General features: G+C 43.3%; 16 protein-coding genes and 4 tRNA genes. 11 read left to right on the forward strand and 9 right to left on the reverse strand.

The features are described from left to right. Positions 1 to 253: 253 nt before the first annotated feature. Entirely contained in the window at positions 254 to 859 is a 606-nt protein-coding gene (locus B9T38_RS02420; protein WP_086195272.1) for a hypothetical protein, read from the forward strand. Positions 860 to 980: 121 nt separating this feature from the next. On the opposite strand, the gene B9T38_RS02425 is transcribed toward B9T38_RS02420, so the two are convergent. From B9T38_RS02425 to B9T38_RS02450, 6 genes are all read right to left on the reverse strand, one after another. Next, a tRNA-Lys gene (locus B9T38_RS02425) sits at positions 981 to 1,056 on the reverse strand. 220 nt (positions 1,057 to 1,276) lie between these two features. Then, positions 1,277 to 1,352, reverse strand: a tRNA-Lys gene (locus B9T38_RS02430). A 58-nt stretch (positions 1,353 to 1,410) separates the two neighbouring features. After that, a tRNA-Lys gene (locus tag B9T38_RS02435) sits at positions 1,411 to 1,486 on the reverse strand. 23 nt (positions 1,487 to 1,509) lie between these two features. Next, positions 1,510 to 1,585, reverse strand: a tRNA-Lys gene (locus B9T38_RS02440). 194 nt (positions 1,586 to 1,779) lie between these two features. Continuing rightward, on the reverse strand, positions 1,780 to 3,621 hold the full coding sequence (locus B9T38_RS02445) for a long-chain-acyl-CoA synthetase (protein WP_086195273.1): 1,842 nt from the start codon (positions 3,619 to 3,621) through the stop codon (positions 1,780 to 1,782). A 196-nt stretch (positions 3,622 to 3,817) separates the two neighbouring features. Beyond that, positions 3,818 to 7,177, reverse strand: a complete 3,360-nt coding sequence (locus tag B9T38_RS02450) for an Rne/Rng family ribonuclease (RefSeq protein ID WP_086195274.1) — start codon at positions 7,175 to 7,177, stop codon at positions 3,818 to 3,820. Between the two features lie 761 nt (positions 7,178 to 7,938). Here B9T38_RS02450 and B9T38_RS16860 point away from each other — a divergent pair. Continuing rightward, a complete protein-coding gene (locus tag B9T38_RS16860; RefSeq protein ID WP_086195275.1) occupies positions 7,939 to 8,901 on the forward strand; it encodes an RluA family pseudouridine synthase in 963 nt (320 codons plus the stop codon). Positions 8,902 to 9,158: 257 nt separating this feature from the next. Beyond that, positions 9,159 to 9,827 (forward strand): HAD-IA family hydrolase, encoded by a 669-nt coding sequence (locus tag B9T38_RS02460; protein WP_086195276.1) that lies wholly within the window; start codon positions 9,159 to 9,161, stop codon positions 9,825 to 9,827. Positions 9,828 to 9,954: 127 nt separating this feature from the next. Here B9T38_RS02460 and B9T38_RS02465 read toward each other — a convergent pair whose 3' ends face one another. Further along, entirely contained in the window at positions 9,955 to 10,350 is a 396-nt protein-coding gene (locus tag B9T38_RS02465; RefSeq protein WP_086195277.1) for a hypothetical protein, read from the reverse strand. Positions 10,351 to 10,783: 433 nt separating this feature from the next. Between B9T38_RS02465 and mhpD the strand changes: the two genes are divergently transcribed. From mhpD to B9T38_RS02490, 5 genes are all read left to right on the forward strand, one after another. Then, positions 10,784 to 11,581, forward strand: coding sequence for a 2-keto-4-pentenoate hydratase (gene mhpD, locus B9T38_RS02470; protein ID WP_086195278.1), 798 nt, complete (start codon positions 10,784 to 10,786; stop codon positions 11,579 to 11,581). A 38-nt stretch (positions 11,582 to 11,619) separates the two neighbouring features. After that, entirely contained in the window at positions 11,620 to 12,516 is an 897-nt protein-coding gene (locus B9T38_RS02475) for an acetaldehyde dehydrogenase (acetylating) (RefSeq protein WP_086195279.1), read from the forward strand. 11 nt (positions 12,517 to 12,527) lie between these two features. Beyond that, positions 12,528 to 13,547, forward strand: a complete 1,020-nt coding sequence (dmpG, locus tag B9T38_RS02480; RefSeq protein WP_086195280.1) for a 4-hydroxy-2-oxovalerate aldolase — start codon at positions 12,528 to 12,530, stop codon at positions 13,545 to 13,547. Between the two features lie 431 nt (positions 13,548 to 13,978). Further along, complete coding sequence (locus B9T38_RS02485; RefSeq protein WP_086195281.1) at positions 13,979 to 15,244, forward strand: OprD family outer membrane porin; 1,266 nt, start codon at positions 13,979 to 13,981, stop codon at positions 15,242 to 15,244. Positions 15,245 to 15,537: 293 nt separating this feature from the next. Further along, complete coding sequence (locus tag B9T38_RS02490; RefSeq protein WP_086195282.1) at positions 15,538 to 16,395, forward strand: alpha/beta fold hydrolase; 858 nt, start codon at positions 15,538 to 15,540, stop codon at positions 16,393 to 16,395. Between the two features lie 71 nt (positions 16,396 to 16,466). On the opposite strand, the gene B9T38_RS02495 is transcribed toward B9T38_RS02490, so the two are convergent. Both B9T38_RS02495 and hcaR read right to left on the reverse strand, forming a co-directional pair. Next, positions 16,467 to 17,138: a DUF1345 domain-containing protein gene (locus B9T38_RS02495; protein ID WP_086195283.1), complete on the reverse strand. Its 672-nt coding sequence runs from the start codon at positions 17,136 to 17,138 to the stop codon at positions 16,467 to 16,469. A 287-nt stretch (positions 17,139 to 17,425) separates the two neighbouring features. Continuing rightward, positions 17,426 to 18,325 carry a DNA-binding transcriptional regulator HcaR gene (hcaR, locus tag B9T38_RS02500; protein ID WP_086195284.1) on the reverse strand — a complete coding sequence of 300 codons (900 nt, stop codon included), beginning with the start codon at positions 18,323 to 18,325 and terminating at the stop codon, positions 17,426 to 17,428. 282 nt (positions 18,326 to 18,607) lie between these two features. Here hcaR and hcaE point away from each other — a divergent pair, with 282 nt between their 5' ends. Genes hcaE through hcaC form a run of 3 tightly spaced genes read left to right on the forward strand, consistent with a single transcriptional unit; the run spans position 18,608 to position 20,816 of the window. Further along, positions 18,608 to 19,975: a 3-phenylpropionate/cinnamic acid dioxygenase subunit alpha gene (hcaE, locus tag B9T38_RS02505; protein ID WP_086195285.1), complete on the forward strand. Its 1,368-nt coding sequence runs from the start codon at positions 18,608 to 18,610 to the stop codon at positions 19,973 to 19,975. Then, positions 19,972 to 20,490, forward strand: coding sequence for a 3-phenylpropionate/cinnamic acid dioxygenase subunit beta (hcaF, locus tag B9T38_RS02510; RefSeq protein WP_086195286.1), 519 nt, complete (start codon positions 19,972 to 19,974; stop codon positions 20,488 to 20,490). The genes hcaE and hcaF overlap by 4 nt, the downstream gene beginning before the upstream one ends. After that, positions 20,490 to 20,816, forward strand: coding sequence for a 3-phenylpropionate/cinnamic acid dioxygenase ferredoxin subunit (gene hcaC, locus B9T38_RS02515; protein WP_076752998.1), 327 nt, complete (start codon positions 20,490 to 20,492; stop codon positions 20,814 to 20,816). The genes hcaF and hcaC overlap by 1 nt, the downstream gene beginning before the upstream one ends.

Consider the following 20,816-nt stretch of genomic DNA (forward strand, 5'->3'; position numbering starts at 1 on the left):
GGAGATGAACCCTTCTTTTTAAAGGGGCATGCCATAAAAAATAGTTAATTTATGTAAAGCTAAGGGCTTAATTGCGAGGTCGTCATTTAAGATATGTTTTGTTGAATAAGTTGATTTATATGAATAAAAATCAACAAAATATTCCCATATGTGTGAGGGTAAAATGATGATCCGTGCTTTAGTCTTTATTGTGTACATCGGCAAATATGGCTATGGAAAGCCAAACAAAATTTAACTCTCAGGAGGGAGAGCGGTGTTTCGAAAAGCGAATTATTGTGGTTTTTTCTTGGGGGTGATTTGTGCAGCTTTGGTGGGTTGCAATAAGCCTTTAGAAGACTCTGTCGCGCAACAAATAAAAAAAGAAACTCCAACGAATAGCGATGAGCAGGCTAGAAGCCTGACTGATGTTGCAGGGCGGGCGACTGTTCCGGTGGAACAGGCAGAATCTAGAATCAAAAAAGCCATTCCAGACTGTGCCGAGCCTTATATTGGCCGTTATCAAGCCACGATCAGTTGTGATGATCCTTTTGTCAGATGTAAAGATGGTACAGCAGATTATATTATTAATTTACAGGAGGATGGAATTGCCCATCGCACCCTGATCCATTCGGGGCAAATCAGCTTCGCTTCAAATCTGTATCACCGGCAAGATCGCTGGTCTTATGATAGGCAAAATCATCAGGTGATTTTGCATCGCTCAAATGGGGTGGAATTTTTCTATGATATTGATAAAGATCAAAATCTGGTCATGGATTTGGACAAGATTGCGCATGCTTCTGTCTTAAACGAGCAATATTTTGCCGAAGGCAATCCCTTTCCACAACAGGCATATCGTTTGGTTAAAGAGAAAGTCAGTTAAAGAAAAATTGGATGTTGTTTTCATTTAATCAGACTTGCAATTCAAAAGGGGAGAAATGCTGCAAATGTGGAGCACTTTTTATTATATGGGCGTGTAGATATAAGATGAATAATAAAAAATCTGGTGGGTTGTGAGGGGCTCGAACCCTCGACCAATAGATTAAGAGTCTACTGCTCTACCAACTGAGCTAACAACCCTGAGCAAGGATTAGTGAACTTAAAGCATCGCTTTTAGGGTTCACCCGAGTGCAAGAAAAAAATCTATGATTTTTAAAGGCGCATTAAAACACCGTATTTTGCAACATCGGTACAGCAAAATTTCGAGAATGGCGAATCAACCGAAACGGTGTGGTTTGTCTTGGTCGGAATATTGAGGTTTCGTTTCTATTGTAGTACAGAAAGAAGCCCTAAGAAAGAATGGTGGGTCGTCCGCGATTCGAACGCGGGACCAACGGATTAAAAGTCCGCTGCTCTACCAGCTGAGCTAACGACCCATTCAGAAAAGGTGCTTTAAAAGCTAAAAAAGCTTCATGTCAGAAGCCTTTAAGAAGATGGTGGGTCGTCCGCGATTCGAACGCGGGACCAACGGATTAAAAGTCCGCTGCTCTACCAGCTGAGCTAACGACCCATCTCTAGATCAATCAAAATAAGTGGTGGGTCGTCCGCGATTCGAACGCGGGACCAACGGATTAAAAGTCCGCTGCTCTACCAGCTGAGCTAACGACCCTGAACCAACATTCAGAACTTGTCCGAATGTGCAGTGCAAGAAAATAAAGAGTTTTCTCAACACCACTTCGTTTTGATGGAGCGTATTGTAGCAAGTTATCAAACGAGCGCAAGTAAAAATTAGCAAACTTGTTGATGTTTGATTATAAATACAACAAATTTGCCTAATCTTATAAAAAAATAGCGGTTCTGCAATTAGAAACGGTATTGATAGGCTTGAATATTGCTGAAGATTTCCGCAGTTAAATCACAATATTCTATCGCATTTGGCAGCAGGACCAGTAAACGCTCATCGGTCTTGTTGGGGTCGAAAGCCTGTTCTTTGAGGGTATTTTTTTGATATTTAAATGTGCCAGTCGTTTCTACTTGAGACTGAACACGTAAAAATACCGGAACAGCATAAGCCGGCAAACATTTTTTGAACTCGCTTGCCATTTGCTTTAAGTCTTGGGCAGTTAATTCTGCACCCTCATTCAAGGTAACGGCTGCCATGCCGGCACGACCATTGGTATGGGGAATTTCTACCCCGTAAACCACTGCCTCAGCAATTTTTTCATATTCACTGACTACATTTTCAACTTCAGTGGTAGACACATTTTCGCCTTTCCAGCGGAAAGTATCCCCGAGGCGATCTACAAACTGGGCATGACGGAAACCGATATCGCGTACTAGATCACCGGTATTAAAGAAAGCATCTCCATGTTTAAATACATCTTTCATAATGACGGATTTATTTTTTTCCGGATCGGTATAGCCGTCAAAAGGTGAACGGCGGGTAATTTTGCCCACCAGTAAGCCGACTTCACCTTTTTTCACTTTTTTACACCAGCCTTTGGCATCTCTCACCGGCTGATTACTTTCCTTATCAAATTCAATAATCGCATAAGGTGTTGGAGAGAAGCCGACCGTGTTGTCAAAGTTAAACACGTTACTAAAGCCTACATTACCTTCACTGGATGCATACAGCTCCAGTACCTCTTCAATGCCGAAGCGTTCCTTGAATTTATCCCAGATATTCGGACGCATGCCATTACCGATCATTTTGGTGACACGGTGGCCTTTTTCCAGTTCAGACGGGGGAGCATCCATTAAATAGCGGCAGAGTTCACCGACATATCCAATGGCTGAGGCATCAAATTTTTTGACATCTTTCCAGAAGGCAGAGGTTGAGTATTTGCGGCGTAATGCAAATGTTGCACTGCTTGCAATCACGCCACACCAGCACACCACAATACCGGTGGCATGATACAGCGGCAGGGTGCAGTACATGACGTCATCATGTTTTAAATCCAGCACGTGACCATAGGTGCCATAAGCCAAAGTCCAGCGGCTATGGGTGAAAATGACCGCTTTAGGCAGGCCGGTTGTGCCTGAGGTATAGATGTAAAATAAGCCATCTTTACCTTGAATGGTGTGCGTGGTCGAAGTATTAAATTTTGGAAATTGGTCGGCTTTTTCCGCCAGGTTGGTCCAGCCCTGAGGTGCTTTGCCGGCATCCACCTGTGTAGCTTGATCGGCAAACCAGTGAAAACGGTCTGTTGCCAGTTCTAGATCCTGACGAACGTCTTCTACAGCTGCACGGCATTCTTCACCGGCAATTACGGCAATCGGCTTGACCAGATTGATACTGTGGGTCAGTGCTTTACCGCTTTGTGAAGTGTTGACCAAAGCAGAGGTGACGCCAATTTTTGCCAGGGCGATAACTGTAGCAATCAGTTCCGGACGGTTTTCTACCATCACCGCAATCACATCGCCTTTTTGTGCACCGAGTGATAAATAGAAGTGTCCAATTTGGTTGGCCCATTCATTCAGTTCCTGATAACTGAATTTCTGATCTTCAAATAATAAAGCCATGCCGTGCGGATTATGTTTTACCGCTTTTTCAAAGGCAATACCCAAGCCTGCTGGAGTATTGGATGTGCGCAAATAGGCTTGTTTGAGACCACTCAATAAATGAGGGACTTTGCTGATGAATTTAGGTATTTTTGCTGCAACATCCGCAATACCAATAAGATCGCTCGGTGTAGTGTGGTTCATATGAATCCTATTTATTTTTTCATAATCCAATACAGTCTATTTGTTCGCAATACGCTTGCTGTGATTTGTACACTTGTCTTTTAATCGTTTCAATCTAGTGCAATCAACCTAATCTGACAAAAGTATCAAAAAAAACCTAGTCACCGGAATGACTAGGTTTTTTTATTTCACTGCACTAGAGCTAATTTAAAACAAATTACGACTCATTTGCAGGTGTTGCTTTCTTTGGTGGACGACCGCGAGGACGACGAGGACGGACAGGTTTATCTCCATCTTCCCCTTCGGTTTTTTCAGCTTCTGCGGTTGGCTCGACCTGAGTTTGTGCGTCCTGAGTAGCTTCTACCGCCAATTCAGCCTGTACGGGTTCAGCAGCCTGTACGGTTTCCTCTGTAGCAATTACCGTTTCAGCAGCAACAACAGTTTCTGCAGTAGGTTCAGCAACTACTTCAGTCACAACAGGCTCGGCCACTTCGGCTGGCGCTGTTTCTGCTTCTGTTACAGCAACAGTTTCTGTCGGCATTGCTTCAGTTGGAGCAGTTTCAGGTTGACTATGCGCCTGCTTTGCTTGCTCTAAAGCTTGTTCAGCAGCCTGTTTTGCCAGACGGCGACGTTCACGTGGATCATTTGCTACACGTTTGTCAGACACCGGTTTTGGTGGTGTCAAGTCCAACACTGGTGCAGGTTCTGCTTCAGGTGCGGCTTTGGTGACTGCTACATCGCGTGTTACCGGGTGTGCTGGTGCTTCAGTTGCCTGAGTCGCGATTGTTGCAGCATATTGCTCGGTAAATTTCACCAGGGCACGGTTGAACGTTGGAATTAAACCAAATTGTTCAATCAGTACTGAACAATCTTCACCATAGACATGGCGAATGAGACTGATCACGGTGTATTGACCCAAAGTTGGAACCTGAGAAGGGCTTAGCTTCGGTGCCTGAGCCTGTCTTGCCTGAGCTTCACGTTTTTGGCGACGACGCATACGCGGATCGTTGCTGGCACGTTTTTCTGCAGGACGTGGCTTGTGTGGTTCATGAGTTTCAGCTGCAGCAGGTTTTTCTTCCTGCGCGACCACTGGTTTCTCGATGACCGGCACTTGTGCTTCAACCGTTACAGGAGCAGCCTGAGTAATTGGTGCTTCAACTACAGCAGGTGCTGAGTTTAATGCAACAATTTCGGTTTTTGCCTCATCAACATTGACCAGCAATGCAGTTGGCAGAACTTCCTGACGAGGTGTATCAATCACTTCGACTTTAGGTTCCCGTTCATTTACGACTACAGCAGCTGCGGTTTGTTGCACTGACTGTTCGTTTAATACGCTCTGATCGCGGTGGCGATTTGGGCGTTCTGGACGTTGCTGGTTACGACGGTCACGGCGTGGTACAGCATTTTGCTCGGTTTGCTGGTCAGCATGTTGTTCAGCGTGTTGACGACGAGAAGGGCGCTTGTTTTCACGTGAATCCTGGCGCTGTTCCGGACGTTGTTCTTGACGTTGCTCATGACGGGAAACCTGAACAATTTCTTCATGCACTTGATTTTGCTGATTGTCGTACTGAACTTGTTCACGTTGCTCTTTAGGCTTGTTACGCTTTTTATTGTGACGTTGCGATTTTTCTTCCTTGTCAGAATATTTATCTGCAACTTCACGCTGTTCCTGTTTGTTACTGGCAGGAACATTTGGCGTTAAGTAAGCATTGCTGCTCGTTGCCGCAACAGGTACGGTCTCGACAGCTGTTGCCATCTGACCGAATTGACCGCGGCTCACGGCACCCGCATTGACCATTTGCTCGATGGCAGCAGCAGCGTTGTTAGCAGTGCGTGCTTGATCTACAGTGGTTGCCTGTTTTTGTACAAACAGGTTTTCTAACCAGGCACATGGACTTGTAGACGGTGCAGCAGGGGCAGCGGCTTGAGTTTGTTGCTGAATAGCAGGTTGCTGCTGTTTTTTCTTGTTGTTGCGCTCTGGCTGGCTTGAAGCTTGTTGAGCAGCTTGCTGGACTTGTTGCTCTTCACCTAAATGCCATTCAGATGCTTCATAACCCAACTCTTTTTCACTTGAACGGGTTGCTTCGGTACGTTCATAGCTGGTTGGGGCAAAACCTTCAGGATTATAGGAAATTTCGTAATGTGGTGTTTCCAGATGCGGGTGAGGCAATACGGTTACACGGACATTCGATGTTTGTTCTAAGTAAACCAGGCTGTGACGCTTTTCATTCAATAAGAATGCGGCAATTTCAACTGGAACTTCAACTTGAACTTCACCGTGGCGTTCACGTAGTGCAATTTCTTCCACTTTACGCATAATCGACAATGATAAAGAGCGTAAGTCACGTACCATGCCTGTACCATGACAGCGTGGGCAAACGTAACCGGTTGCTTCTTCCAGCGATGGACGCAAGCGTTGACGGCTCATTTCCATTAAGCCAAAACGTGACAATTGACCGAACTGGATGCGGGCACGGTCGCTTTGGGTGGCTTCACGCAGTTTCGCTTCCACCATGCGCTGGTTGCGGTCTTTGGTCATGTCGATGAAATCGATCACCACCAAGCCACCGATATCGCGTAAACGCAGTTGACGCGCAATTTCTTCTGCTGCTTCTAAGTTGGTGTTTAAAGCAGTGTCTTCAACGTCGTGACCACGGGTCGATTTAGCCGAGTTAATATCGATCGACACCAAAGCTTCGGTCTGGTCAATCACGATTGAACCGCCAGAAGGAAGTTTTACTTCACGTTCATAAGCGGTCTGAATCTGGCTTTCAATACCGAAATGGGCAAATAAAGGCTCATTTAAAGTATAGGTTTTGAGTTTGTCGATTTGACGTGGCATTACTGCTTTCACGAAGTTATAAGCTTCATTGTAGGCTTGTTCTGAGTCAATCAGGATTTCTGCAACATCATCACGTAAGTAGTCACGAATTGCGCGTGTTACCACACCGGCTTCTTGATGGACCAGCATGGGTGATGGGCCAGAACTTGCGGTGTTTTGGATTTGTGCCCAAAGATCCATCAAGTGCTGTAAATCAAGTTGCAATTCTTCTTGCGAGCGGCCAATACCTGCGGTACGCACAATCACGCTCATGCCACGCGGAATATTCAGTGAGGCCAACATTTCTTTCAGTTCTTCACGCACTGAACCGGAAATTTGACGGCTGATACCGCCACCTTTCGGGTTGTTTGGCATAAGCACCAAATAACGGCCAGCAAGCGAAATGAAGGTAGAAAGGGCAGCACCTTTATTACCACGTTCTTCTTTTTCCACCTGTACTAAAAGTTCGGTACCTTCAGTGATCAATTCGCGGATATTTGAAGTTTGGCGAGGATCTGCCTTGTAATACGAGTTTGCGATTTCACGCATGGACAGGAAGCCTTGACGGCCTGCACCATACTCTACAAAAACAGCTTCTAAAGAAGGTTCAACGCGAGTGACGTGACCTTTATAGATATTGGATTTTTTTTGTTCACGGGTACGATTTTCTAGATCGAAATCGTAAAGACGCTGACCAGTGACAAGTGCAACGCGAATCTCTTCGGCATGTGTTGCATTAATCAACATACGTTTCATGGGTGTAACACCTAATAGTGATACACAGCAGGACATCGCTATACACGTAGCGAACATCACACATTACGGATCAACACCCAGATCTCAAAATGACGCAATTGTGGTCTGAGCTTTTTTACCGGCCTTTTTTTGGGCTGCGGTTTTTTGATTCACGTATTGAAGATGGCAATACGGCTTCAATCTTATAAACGATTAAAGTCACCTGAACGATTCACTGGCGGACAAACGGTGCATTAGATGTGAGTAACTTTCACTGTCACGTAGCTTGAAGATCGTCCCTTCATTAATTCATGATCGGGCGTCTTGATACGGAATTATCATCGTATCTTTGCTTTATGTGCAGATCCAATGCATCAACGTTGTAGCCTGAATGCGACTTCAGGGTGCGACTAATCTGATGTGTATCAGTTTACGTTTAAAAACCAACTAGGTTGGCGACATATTTTTTAGGGCAAACTGATTTATGTACGAAGTACAATTAAACGCAACAGTTTGCTTTTTTGCCGATATAATAAGCCTTCGGCGTCGGCATATTCTTTAGGGACCTTTCCGTATTTAATGTGAATGGTGAAATTTAATATTGAGCTTCAAAAAAGATTGAAGTGATTAAATTTTTTCACACTAACGGTGGTATCCGTGCGCTGACTATATCAAACCTTGCATCATCTGCCTATGGGCTAAGCTTATCTTTCTTGTGTAAAGCATAGCCCAAGTGATCAGTTTTTAATCAATTTTAGTATTTTTTGGGTCATCGTAACTGTATGAATTCTACGCAAGAATGGCAAAGTGTCACCTGGTTTGAAGTGGACGAGCATCAATTGGGTCAACGCATCGACAATTTTTTATTTTCCAGACTCAAAGGTGTGCCAAAAAGTCGGATTTATCGTTTAATCCGTGAAGGACAGGTTCGGGTCAATAAAAAGCGCGTTAAGGCGGAAACCAAACTGAATATTGGCGACCAGATCCGCGTCGCACCGATTCGTTTTGAACCTAAAGATGAAACGGCGGCACCGGTATCGGACAAGGTGGCACAAAGCCTGCTTAGCCGTGTGGTCTATGAAGATGAAGGGCTGATGGTGATCAATAAGCCTTCAGGCATTGCTGTGCATGGTGGTAGCGGTGTGGCCTATGGGCTGATTGAAGGTCTGCGTGCAGCCACTGGTAAGAAATATCTGGAGCTGATTCACCGTATTGACCGCGACACGTCTGGTCTGGTAATGATCAGTAAAAAACGCAGTACCTTAAAAACGCTGCAAGATTTATTGCGTGAACACAAAATCAAAAAAACCTATGCCGCGATTGTGAAAGGACAGGTGAGTCTGGATCAGCAACTCATTGATCAGCCTTTGCATCGTTATGAGCTAGCCAATGGCGAACGTCGGGTCCGTGTTTCTAAAGAAGGCAAGGACAGTAAAACCCAGTGGAAGGTAGCAGAGCGTTTCATGCATGGCACATTGGTCTATGCTTCACCGCTATCAGGCCGTACTCATCAGATTCGTGTACATGGTTTAAGTATTGGTCATCCTTTAATTGGCGATGATAAATACGGTCATGAGACTGAATATAAGGGGCCAAAGCCGCGCCGTTTATGTTTACATGCCATGCGTCTGGAAATTCCGGGTTATCCGATCATTGAAGCACCTTTGCCTGAAGATATGCAGAGTTTGGTGGCGCAGTTAAGAGCGCAGAAAAAAGATAAACCGGTCGTTACTTTTGACGACTAGTAAGTTTTAATCCTCTCCCTGAGCAGCATTGCTGCGCAAGTCTCCTTTCTTGCACGTCGTTTAAAGCAGTGCTTTAAACTCGTTCAGGAGAGGGGACATCACCTAAAATATTCTGTCATTAACTCAGACTTTGTGTAGTCAGTATTTTGATTTAGTAAAAAATGAATGACTAAGCAAAAGGGTTTCCCTCTCCTTGTAGGAGAGGGCTAGGGAGAGGTGAACAATTAAATACTGAATCAAATACTAGGAAAACATTTATGAACACACCTGTAAAACTGGTCATTTTCGATTGGGATGGCACTTTATTTGATTCGGTCGGTCAAATCGTGGCGAGTTTGCAGTTCGCGGCACAACAATTCCAGCAACCTTTAACCGCTGAAGATGCCAAAAGTATTATCGGGCTAGGTTTACCGGAAGTCGCACAGCGTTTATTTCCGGCTGTGCCTAAGTTACATGCCGATATTTTACAGTCCTATTCAGAGCACTATGTTGCCAACTCAACTGGTGATCAATGGTTCGCTGGTGTTGCCGACATGTTAGAAGCATTGGCTCAAGCGGGGGTGAAACTCGCAGTCGCTACAGGCAAAAGCCGTAAAGGTCTGGATCGTGTTTTGAAGCAGACACAAAGCATGGAGCTGTTCGCGGCGACACGTGCGGCCAGTGAAACCCGATCTAAGCCACATCCTTTAATGCTGGAAGAAATTCTGACCCAAACTGGTGTCCAGGCTGAACATGCGATCATGGTTGGTGATACTTCCTATGATCTGGAAATGGCACAAAATATTGCCATGCCGCGTATAGGGGTAAGTTATGGGGTACATACTCCGGAAGTCCTTGCCCGCTATCATCCGCTGGCCATTGCAGATGAGGTCGCAGATTTGCATCAGCTTTTATTAAACCATGTGAATTTGAAACAGGCGGTTTGATCCAAGCTGAAGACTAAAAAGGGTGATGTAAAGTCACCTTTTTTTGAACTTCTTTCATAAGGGTCTTTTATTTACCCCGATGGAAGAAATAAAGAGGGTCTCGGTAGTGATGCAACAAGTTTCATCTTTATTTCATTCTAAATTTTTGTAGTTCCGGTTTGTGATTTCCCCAGCCAGTCCAGTAATCGGTAACAGTGACCGTTTTATTCTGAATACTCATGATTTTATAAATATAGTTACGGGGCGGTGAAATTTCATTGGGACGAATCACTTCAGTCATGACAAAAATTTCTGGTGCAATCCAGGTAATACGCCAGGCATCTTTATTATAGTAGCCGTGGCTGCAGTCCATTTCATTTTGCCATGCTGCAGCAGTCGCCTGGGCATTAAATTTTAAGCCTGCGCATTCAGCATCCGCTAAAACAAGGTATTTGCCTTTTAGTGACTGCTGATAATTCTGTGCGAAAGTTGAGCAGGAAAGGATGCTCAGTAAAATTGTACTGAAAATGGTTTTATGGTTCATAAAGTAGCTGTAGTTTGTTGATTTTAAAAAATATAAATAACATTTTTAGGTCTGCTGAAATAGGGTTTTTGTACTCAAAATAAGCATTCAATCTAGTCTTTTAGTCGTAGATCGATGGTTATTTCATGAATCTGACAATCTGACATTAAGTTCATATGGGAAAACAGTTTTTATATTTGGTTCATATGGCTGTTTTTTTTAAATAAAACCAAGTTAATTTATAGGAATTAGCTATTGTCATAAATAAAATAAGTATTGGCATAAAAAGCGCAATTTTCCGATTCTAAAACTGTTTATACATATACGCGTTTGCCAAGATGGGCAGCAGCCCTTTGCTGATGGCTTTGATCAGTTCACAGATTTCTTCTTGTTGTTCATCGCATTTCCATCGATAACGGTATAAGTCCAATTTTTGCAGTTTAAGGAAACATTGATGTCGAATTCTGCTGTTGTTGAATCAGTTGCGCAAGCATTACGTAACGCTGAATTATCAAAAACTGCGATTGCCCCTGTTCGCCCGCAACTTGGTGGCGAAAGTGCTGACGTGGATATCGCATACGCCGTTCAGGAAGTAAATACAGAGCGCGCATTATCTGAAGGTCGTCGTTTGGTTGGCCGTAAAATTGGTTTGACCTCTAAAGTTGTGCAAGCGCAGCTGGGTGTAGACCAACCGGACTTCGGTATGTTGTTTGCTGACATGGCTTATGGTGATGGCGAAGCGATTCCAGCGGGTCTATTGATTCAACCCAAAGTTGAAGCAGAAATCGCGTTAATCATCAACAAAGATTTAACCCAAGAAAAACACACTTATGCAGACATTATCAGTGCGACTGAATATGCACTGCCTGCTGTAGAAGTAGTCGATAGCCGGATTGAAAACTGGAAAATTTCATTGATTGATACGGTTGCAGATAACGCTTCTTCTGCGGCTTATGTTTTGGGTTCACGTCCTGTGAAACTTGAAAATCTTGATCTTGTAAATTGCAAAATGACCATGAAACGCGGTGAAGAAGTCGTGTCTCAAGGCGTTGGTAAAGCATGTCTGGCTAACCCGTTAAACGCTGCGGTTTGGCTGGCGGATGAAATGGTACGTCGTGGTCGTCCTTTACTTGCAGGCGACATCATCCTGACAGGTGCATTAGGTCCTATGGTTGTCGCTAACCCGGGTGATGAATTCGTGGTTGAAATTGAAGGTTTTGGTTCTGTAACTGCTGCATTCGCTGCTGAATAAGTCCAGATTTTAAGAGCGTTTTTTAAGAGAAATTGTTCATGAAGAAGATTAAATGTGCATTGATCGGTCCAGGCAACATTGGTACTGACTTGCTATATAAATTACAACGCAGTGAATTTCTAGAGCCAGTATGGATGGTGGGTATTGACCCAACTTCTGAAGGTTTGGCACGTGCTGCGAAAATGGGTTTAAAAACCACTGCTGACGGTGTAGACGGTTTACTTCCTCACGTTCTGGAAGACGACATCAAAATTGCATTCGATGCAACTTCTGCCTACGTTCACGCTGAAAACAGCCGCAAGTTGAATGAACTTGGCGTGTTGATGATTGACTTGACGCCTGCTGCGATCGGTCCATTCTGTGTACCACCAGTAAACCTGGAAGCTTTGTTAGACGCGGGCGAAGTACCAAACGTAAACATGGTAACTTGTGGTGGTCAGGCAACGATTCCTATGGTTGCAGCAATTTCACGTGTTCAAGCAGTTGAATATGGTGAAATCATTGCTACTGTATCGACTAAATCTGTAGGTCCAGGTACACGTAAAAACATCGACGAATTCACTCGTACTACAGCCGGTGCGATTGAAAAAGTTGGTGGTGCTAAAGCGGGTAAAGCGATCATCATTATTAACCCGGCAGAGCCACCACTGATGATGCGTGATACGGTTCACTGTCTGGTTGAAGGCGAACCAGATCAGGCGGCAATCACAGAATCTGTGCATGCGATGATCAAGGAAGTTCAAAAATACGTGCCAGGTTACAAACTGGTAAACGGTCCAGTATTTGATGGTAACCGTGTATCCATCTTCCTGGAAGTTGAAGGCCTGGGCGATTACCTGCCTAAATATGCCGGTAACCTCGACATTATGACTGCAGCAGCTGCGCGTACCGCAGAAATGTTTGCAGAACGTGTTTTAAACGCAGTTGAAGCATAAGGAGCATCTTCATGTCTAAGATTATTATTAATGATATGACTTTACGTGATGGCATGCATCCTATGCGCCATCAAACTACACCTGAGCAAATGGTTGCGATTGCAACTGCTCTGGATGATGCAGGTGTCCCTTTAATTGAAGTTACACACGGTGACGGCTTGGGCGGTAACTCTGTGAACTACGGTTTTGCAGCGGCAACCGATGAAGAATATTTGAAGGCAGTGATTCCAAACCTGAAACAGGCAAAAGTATCTGCACTTTTACTGCCGGGTATTGGTACGGTTGATCACTTGCAAATGGCGCATGATGTTGGTGTTTCTACCATTCGTGTGGCAACGCATTCAACTGAAGCTGACGTTTCTGAACAGCACATTACTGCTGCACGTAAACTCGGTATGGACACTGTGGGCTTCTTGATGATGGCACACATGGCTTCTCCAGAAAAACTGTTGGAAGAAGCACAAAAAATGGTGTCTTACGGTGCAAACTGTATCTATGTAACGGATTCTGCAGGTTACATGCTTCCTCAAGACGTGACTGACCGCGTAGGTATTTTACGTGCCAACCTGGGTTCAGACATCGAAATCGGTTTCCATGGTCACCATAACCTGGGTATGGGTGTTGCAAACTCTGTATCTGCTGTGACTGCTGGTGCAACGCGTGTTGACTTGGCTTCTGCTGGTTTAGGTGCAGGTGCAGGTAATACACCACTTGAACTGTTTGTTGCGGTTGCTAACCGTATGCAAATTGAAACCGGTGTAGACTTGTTTAAGGTTCAAGACGTTGCAGAAGATCTGATCATTCCAATGATGACCCATCAGATTCGTGCTGACCGTGACGCAGCGACTTTAGGTTATGCGGGCGTTTACTCTTCATTCCTGTTGTTTGCTAAACGTGCAGAAGCGAAATATGGAGTATCTGCGCGTGAAATCCTGATGGAACTGGGTCGCCGTGGTACTGTAGGTGGTCAGGAAGACATGATTGAAGACTTGGCATTGACCATGTCTAAAGCTAAAGAAGCTAATGCTTAATCTGCTTTAAGTTGAAGCAAAAAAAAAGCGTCCGAAAGGGCGCTTTTTTTATGGCTAGACCTTGATTTTACACTTGAGTTTATAGATAAAAAATATCATATCATAGGATAGTTATATTAATATAATCAATTATTTAAGTGGTTTTAGTTCTGGGTTAAACTTAAAAGCGATTAATCAATTTTTTTTTGCGGTCAAAAAGCCTAGGTTATTTAAAAATAAACACTGAAACAAAGGTTTAACAAAAATGAAATGAAAGGAAGATAAAATGACTTATTGTTTAAAGTTCTTAACGTGATTTGAATCACTAAAATAAAAAAAAGCAGAAATAGCCATAAAGGCAATAAATCTTAATACTCTGGTCGGATTTCGTTTTTTGTGATTGTTTAGCATGATGGCGTCATAGCTTAATTTGATTACTAGGGAATTCAGCCATGCGTCGTCAAAACTTATGGATAGCAATGCTTGCTGCGACAGCAACTTTAGGAACAACTGCATCGAATGCAGATTTTGTTGACGACAGTAATGTCCAATTAAAATTTAAAAACTTTTATTTAGACCGTCAGTATGCGGATCTTCCGCAAAACAACTGGGGTTCTTGGTCTCAAGGCATCACCCTGGATGCCAAATCGGGTTATCAGGACATTGGTGGCGGTATTCAAGTGGGTGCAGACCTTTTGGTGCAGCACGCATTTAAATTGAATGGCCGTGATAAAAATGCGGACTGGGTTTTGCCGCATGATGGTAAAGAGTCGAAAGACAATTTTGGTAAAGTTGGTGCAACTTTAAAAGCCAAAGTTTCACAAACTGAATTAAAAGTCGGTGAGTTATTACCGGTATCTCCAGTACTGGTATTCGATCCATCACGTCAGTTATTGACGACTTATAGCGGTGCATGGTTAGAGTCTAAAGAGATTAAAGATACCAAACTGACAGTGGCTTATATTGATAAGATCAATAACCGTTATGACAACCAGTTCCGTGACTTAACTTTGTTTGCACCTGCTAAGGGCAAAAAGTATTACGATAATGGTGATGCTTCTGATGGCATGTTGATTGCGGGTGTTGATCATCAGTTTACCCCTGAAATTGGCGGTAGCTACTGGTATGCAGATGTTGAAGATATTTATCAGCAGCATTATGTCGGTGCAAGTTACAAAACCAAGCTGGGTGAAAAAGCCAAGTTAGACAGCCATATCCGTTACTTTGATAACTCGGAGTCAGGTGACAAGCTGTATGGTGATATTGATAACCAGGCGTTGTCTGTAGGCGCTAAAGTCAATTATGGCGCACATACTGTTGGTTTGGGCTACCAGCAAATGTTTGGTGATTCTCCGTTCCCGACATTGGGTGGTTGGGTGCCGCAGCCGTACTTGGTCAACTGGGGTGTCGCAACCTTTACCAATACCAATGAAAAATCATGGGGCTTCACTTATGGCTATGATTTCTCTGGGTTGGGTGCCAAAGGTTTAAATGCTACGGCAGTATACTTCACCGGTTCAGATGCTGAGGTTAAAACCTCGGCAGGGATCTTAAAAGACCAGAAATCGGATGAGCTGAATTTGATTCTGAACTACACGGTTCCAGAAGGTAAACTTAAAGGCCTAGGCTTCCAGGCGATGTATATCGATACAGATTTCGACTGGAAATCAGACTTAAAAGAGTACCGTGTAGCGACAACTTATACCTACAAGTTCTAATTAAACAGTGTAATAAAAAAGCGACTTTCAATAAGTCGCTTTTTTTCTATGGAGAGCACTATTTTATTATTAAATGCCTTAATAAAAATAAGAGTTTTGATTTTAATAAAATTTTAAAAAACAAATAGTTAAATTATCGTTTTTTTATAGTATTTGATCGTAAATTTGTATCAGTTTGACTGCTTTGAACAGGTAATATAAGGCAGTAAAAAAGTAAATTTCACCGAGTCAACTTGACGTTAAATTCTGAATCAAGATGGAAACGCAAGCTAAAGACTGTACGAGGAGTATGTATGAGCACTGTTCAAATCCCTGAATATACAACAGATCCATTCTTTGGCTTAGAAGACAAATGGATTGAAACTGCAGAAGGTGAGTTGACTCACTATCACGAAGTGGGTGAAGGTACACCTATCCTGTTCTTGCACGGTTCAGGTACCGGTGTATCTGCTGCGGCAAACTGGTGGTTAAACTTGCCATCAATTGGTGAGCAGGCACGTTGTATCGCTATCGACACTATTGGTTATGGTCAAACTGTAGTTGCACCAAACACAGCTTACGGTATCCGTGCCTGGGTAGACCATGCAGTTCGTACTTTAGATGCATTGGGCATTGAAAAAACCTGGCTGGTGGGTAACTCACTGGGTGGCTGGTTGGCATTCCAATTGGCACTGGATTACCCTGAGCGTGTTCTCGGTATTGTATCTATGGGTACGGGTGGTGCAAAACAGACTGCTGCACTGAAAGCGCATGCGAATCCGGTATTGACGGAGGAAGGCATCAAGAAAACCTTGTCTATGTTTGTAGTGAACAAAGACCTGATCACAGACGAACTGGTGAAAGTACGTTTTGCTTCTGCTGCAAATGACTATGCATCGAACCGTTTGATGGACGTAGTGGGCGCACGTGACCGTGACCGTTTCGAATTCCCGCTAGACTTCGAAAAAATGAAAGACATCACTGTACCGGTATTATTGATTCACGGTGTACAGGACGTGGTGATTCCGGTTTCACGTACTTGGGACATTTTAAATACTGTACCGAATGCTGATGCACACATCTTCAGCCAATGTGGTCACTGGTCTCAAGTGGAAAAAGCTGAAGAGTTCAATACTGTCATTAAAGACTACTTAACTGCCCGTGGTGTTTAATCACGGCTGTTAAAGATAAAAAAGGATGACTTCGGTCATCCTTTTTTATGAGCATATTTTTATGAATATATTTAGGGGCTAATAAAGTTCGCTGCCACATTGATGGTGATGGCCAGAATAGTCGTGTTAAATCCGTAAGCCAGAAGCAAGTGCAAGGTATTTAGCACCCGCATTTTTGAATGGGTAACCGATACATCGGCAGTTTGTGCAGAAGTACCCACGATATAACTAAAATATAAAAAGTCGGGATAAGTCGGTCTAGGGGTTTTGGGAAACTCCAGCCCCCCTTCATTATTTTTGTCGAGTGCCAGATAAAAGTCATGCGCATAATGAATCGCAAAAATGGTATGCATCAGGAACCAGGCAGAGGTAATGGTCACCATGGATAAGATGACATGAGCGGTTTGAATGAGCGTATTGCTCGGCAAATTATTCACTTCAATAATAAGCGCAATGAAGCAGATGATTAAGGTCAGCAGGACCAGAAAAAGAATCAGCCATTTACTGGCATCTTGTTCCTTCGCACGTTGCAGGATATGCGCATGATCAATGCGCCAGAGTTTTTTCAGAGTGAAAAATAAATAAGCATAAATGACCAGATTCCAGCTCATTAACAGGCTGGTTGACCAGTTCCATGAGGTCATGAACTGAAAAGTAGCATACAGCACAGCAATAAACGGAAAGGTTAGAAAGAAATAAAGATGGTGCTGAATCCCTGTTTTTATACGGCGTAATAGATGCATGAGGGGGCAACCTTTTATCGTTATTGTTGTTTTTTAACATTTTAAAAAGTTTGTGGGAAATTTATTAGACTTAAGTTGTAATTCTCGATGATGAAATGTGATTTATAAATGGCTAAAGAAAAAGTTATGCGTTATTCCCTATAAATAGCGTGTTAATGATAAGAAAAAAGCGTAAGACTTAAGTCTAATCTGGACTAAAAATACACAAATTGAAATAAAAAAAACCACCATTATTTATTAGCAAAATAATGGTGGCTTCAATCCGGTGCAAAAGCATAAAAATTTTTTTAAGTGCGGTTTATATTTAGATAGAACACATGGGTCAGCAATTCAATAAATTTCTTCACTGCGATAGAGCTGCTGTTTTTATGGTAACTCACATATAGGTCAAGGTAAGGCAGTTCTACATCTAGGGGGCGAATCACGGTATTTTCCATGGTCAGTGGCGCAACATAGCCCGGCAGAATGGTGCAGCCTAAACCCATCCCTACAGAATTGATGTTAAACAGGATGTTATCGGCCTTTTGTACAATATTGAATTCAATGCCATTGGCATGGGAAAAATCTATAATTGCATTATGTAATGTTAAGGACTGTTCTGCAGCAGGAATAATAAAGTCTATACCATTCAATTCTTTAACAGGAATTCGTTCATACTTAGCCAAGGGGTGGTCTTTCGGTAAAATAAAGATCAGTGGCTCACGTAACACAAATAGACTTTCAATTTCATCACTATTGAGATTGTGCCGGGTAAAGGTGACATCCAGTTCCCCTTTTTTCAGCAACTTCATTTGTTCACTGTTGTTTAAGCTGAGCAAATCGATTTTTAAATCAGGGTTTTGCACGCGTAGATTTGGTAGTACATAAGGGAAAATTTTCATTTCCGCCACTGGAACAAAGCCGATGCGCAGCATTTGCTGTTTAGCTTGCGAAACCTGGCGTGCCATGGCAATCGCTTTATCTGCCTGTGCTAGGGTTAAGCGCGCCTGCTCGAGAAATACGGCACCTTCTTCAGTCAGCTCAACCTTACGTTTGGTACGATAAAGTAGTTTTACCCCGACATCTTCTTCCAGATCTTTAATTTGCTGACTTAAAGAGGGCTGTGCGGTATAAAGCTTTAATGCAGCCTTACTGAAGTTAAGTTCTTCTGCAACGGTGATAAAATAGCGTAGGTGTCGTAATTCCATATAACTCGTCCAAAAGAGTAATCCAAAAAATGTCTTACTATATTTTTGTAGCAGTATAATCTATAAACAACTATTAGGTGAAGATTATTCTGCCATTTAGAAAATAAATGATCTTGTATTTTTCATTAGTGTTTAAATATATAAGCTACAGTTTTAAGTAATTCATAAAATATCTTAATTGAAACAAAAAAAATATTTCCCCAAAACTGGCTAAAAATCCATTATCGCTGAAAAGTTGAGTCTATTTACTTTGTGCCGTTACTGGTCACAGGAGAGCTTTTCATGAGTGGAAAAATTGATGTGCGCGAAATCGACGCTTTAGTCGATGCACAAAATGGACGTATCTCGCCATCTATCTATACAGACCCAGATCTATATGAACTAGAACTTGAACGCGTTTTTGGTCGTACATGGTTATTCCTTTGTCATGAAAGCCAGATTCCTAAGGCGGGTGACTTCTTCAATACCTACATGGGTGAAGATCCGATTATTGTGGCACGTCAAAAAGACGGTTCAATCAAAGCATTTTTAAACCAATGTCGTCACCGCTCTATGCGCGTAAGCTTCGCAGACTGTGGTAATACGCGTGCATTTACTTGCCCATACCACGGCTGGTCTTACGGTATTGACGGTTCTTTAAAAGACATCCCGCTTGAAGAGCGTGCTTACCCACAGGGTGCATGTAAAGAGCAATGGGGTCTGGTAGAAGTTAACCGTGTTAAATCTTACAAAGGCCTGGTATTTGGCTGCTGGGATGAAACAACACCTGACCTAGAAGAATACATGGGTGACATCGCTTGGTACCTGGATGGTGTTCTTGATCGTCGTCCTGGCGGTACTTGCATCGTTGGTGGTGTACACAAGTGGGAAATCGAGTGTAACTGGAAATTTGCTGCTGAACAGTTTGCATCTGACCAATACCATGCATTGTTCTCTCACGCATCTGCGGTACAAGTTCTTGGTGCAAAACCGGATGATGACGCGTCTAAACAGTTAGGTGCGGCACAAACGGCCCGTCCAGTTTGGGAAACAGCGAAAGATGCTCTTCAATACGGTCAACGTGGCCATGGTTCAGGCTTCTTCTTCACTGAAAAACCAGATGCAAACGTTTGGGTAGACGGTGAAGTAGCAAACTACTTCCGTGAAACTTATGAAGAAGTAAAAGACCGTTTAGGTGAAATCCGTGCGCTACGCCTTGCTGGTCACAACACCATGTTCCCGACATTGTCTTGGTTGAACGGTACTGCAACACTTCGTGTATGGCACCCACGTGGTCCAAACAAAACTGAAGTTTGGGCATTCTGTATCTGTGATGCTGACGCACCACAAGACGTAAAAGAAGCATTTGAACGTTCTGCAACCCGTGCTTTCGGTCCTGCTGGTTTCCTTGAGCAAGATGACTCTGAAAACTGGGTAGAAATTCAAAAAGTATTACGTGGTTATAAAGCGCGTCAAAACAAACTCATTATGGAAATGGGTAAAGGTAACGAAAAAGTACGTGAAGATGGTATTCCAGGTATTACCAACTACATCTTCTCTGAAACTGCTGCACGTGGCTTATACCGCCGTTGGGCAGACCTGCTGATCCATGAAAAATGGGAAGATGTTGAGAAAGCAGCTGAAGCATATGAGAAGGAGCTTGTGAAATGAGTCAAATCAGTTTAGAACTTCATCACGAAATCAGTCAGTTCCTTTATCGTGAAGCAAAATTGCTGGATGACTGGAAATTCCGCGAATGGCTGGACGTAATGGCGGAAGATATTTCGTACACGCTACGTACCACGCCAAACGCACAAACCCGTGACCGTCGTCGTTCAGTTGAGCCACCAACAACTTGGGTGTTCAACGACAACAAACATCTGTTGGAACGCCGTGTAGCGCGTCTGGAAACGGGTATGGCCTGGGCTGAAGAGCCTCCATCACGTACCACTCACATGGTGAGCAACGTGATTGTTGAACCAACTGAAGTTGCAGGCGAATACGATGTATACGTGACTTATCTGCTCTACCGTTCTCAAAAAGAGAAAGATATTACGATTTACTGTGGTAAACGTCACGACAAGATCCGTAAAGTTGAAGGTGGTTTAGGCTGGCAAATCTTTGACCGCAAAATCACCCTAGACCAAGTGACCTATACCTCACATAACCTGAGTGTGTTCTTCTGATGAATAAGATTTTTGTTTGCCAAGTTGACGAATTGGACGAAGGCGAAGCATTGAAAGTGGATTGCGGCGTGAACGGTATCGAAGCGCTTGCAGTTTTTAACAATGGCGGTGAGTTCTTTGCAATGAACGACCGTTGTTCACACGGTAATGCTTCTATGTCGGAAGGTTATCTTGAAGATGACGGCACTGTGGAATGTCCACTGCATTCAGCACGTTTCTGTTTGAAAACTGGTCAAGCATTATGCTTACCAGCAACTGATCCAATCCAGACTTTCCCGGTGATTGTGGAAGATGGTCAGTTATTTGTAGAGATGGCAGGAGAGTAA

This window comes from Acinetobacter sp. ANC 4218 (genome assembly GCF_002135245.1).
Taxonomy (GTDB): Bacteria; Pseudomonadota; Gammaproteobacteria; order Pseudomonadales; family Moraxellaceae; genus Acinetobacter.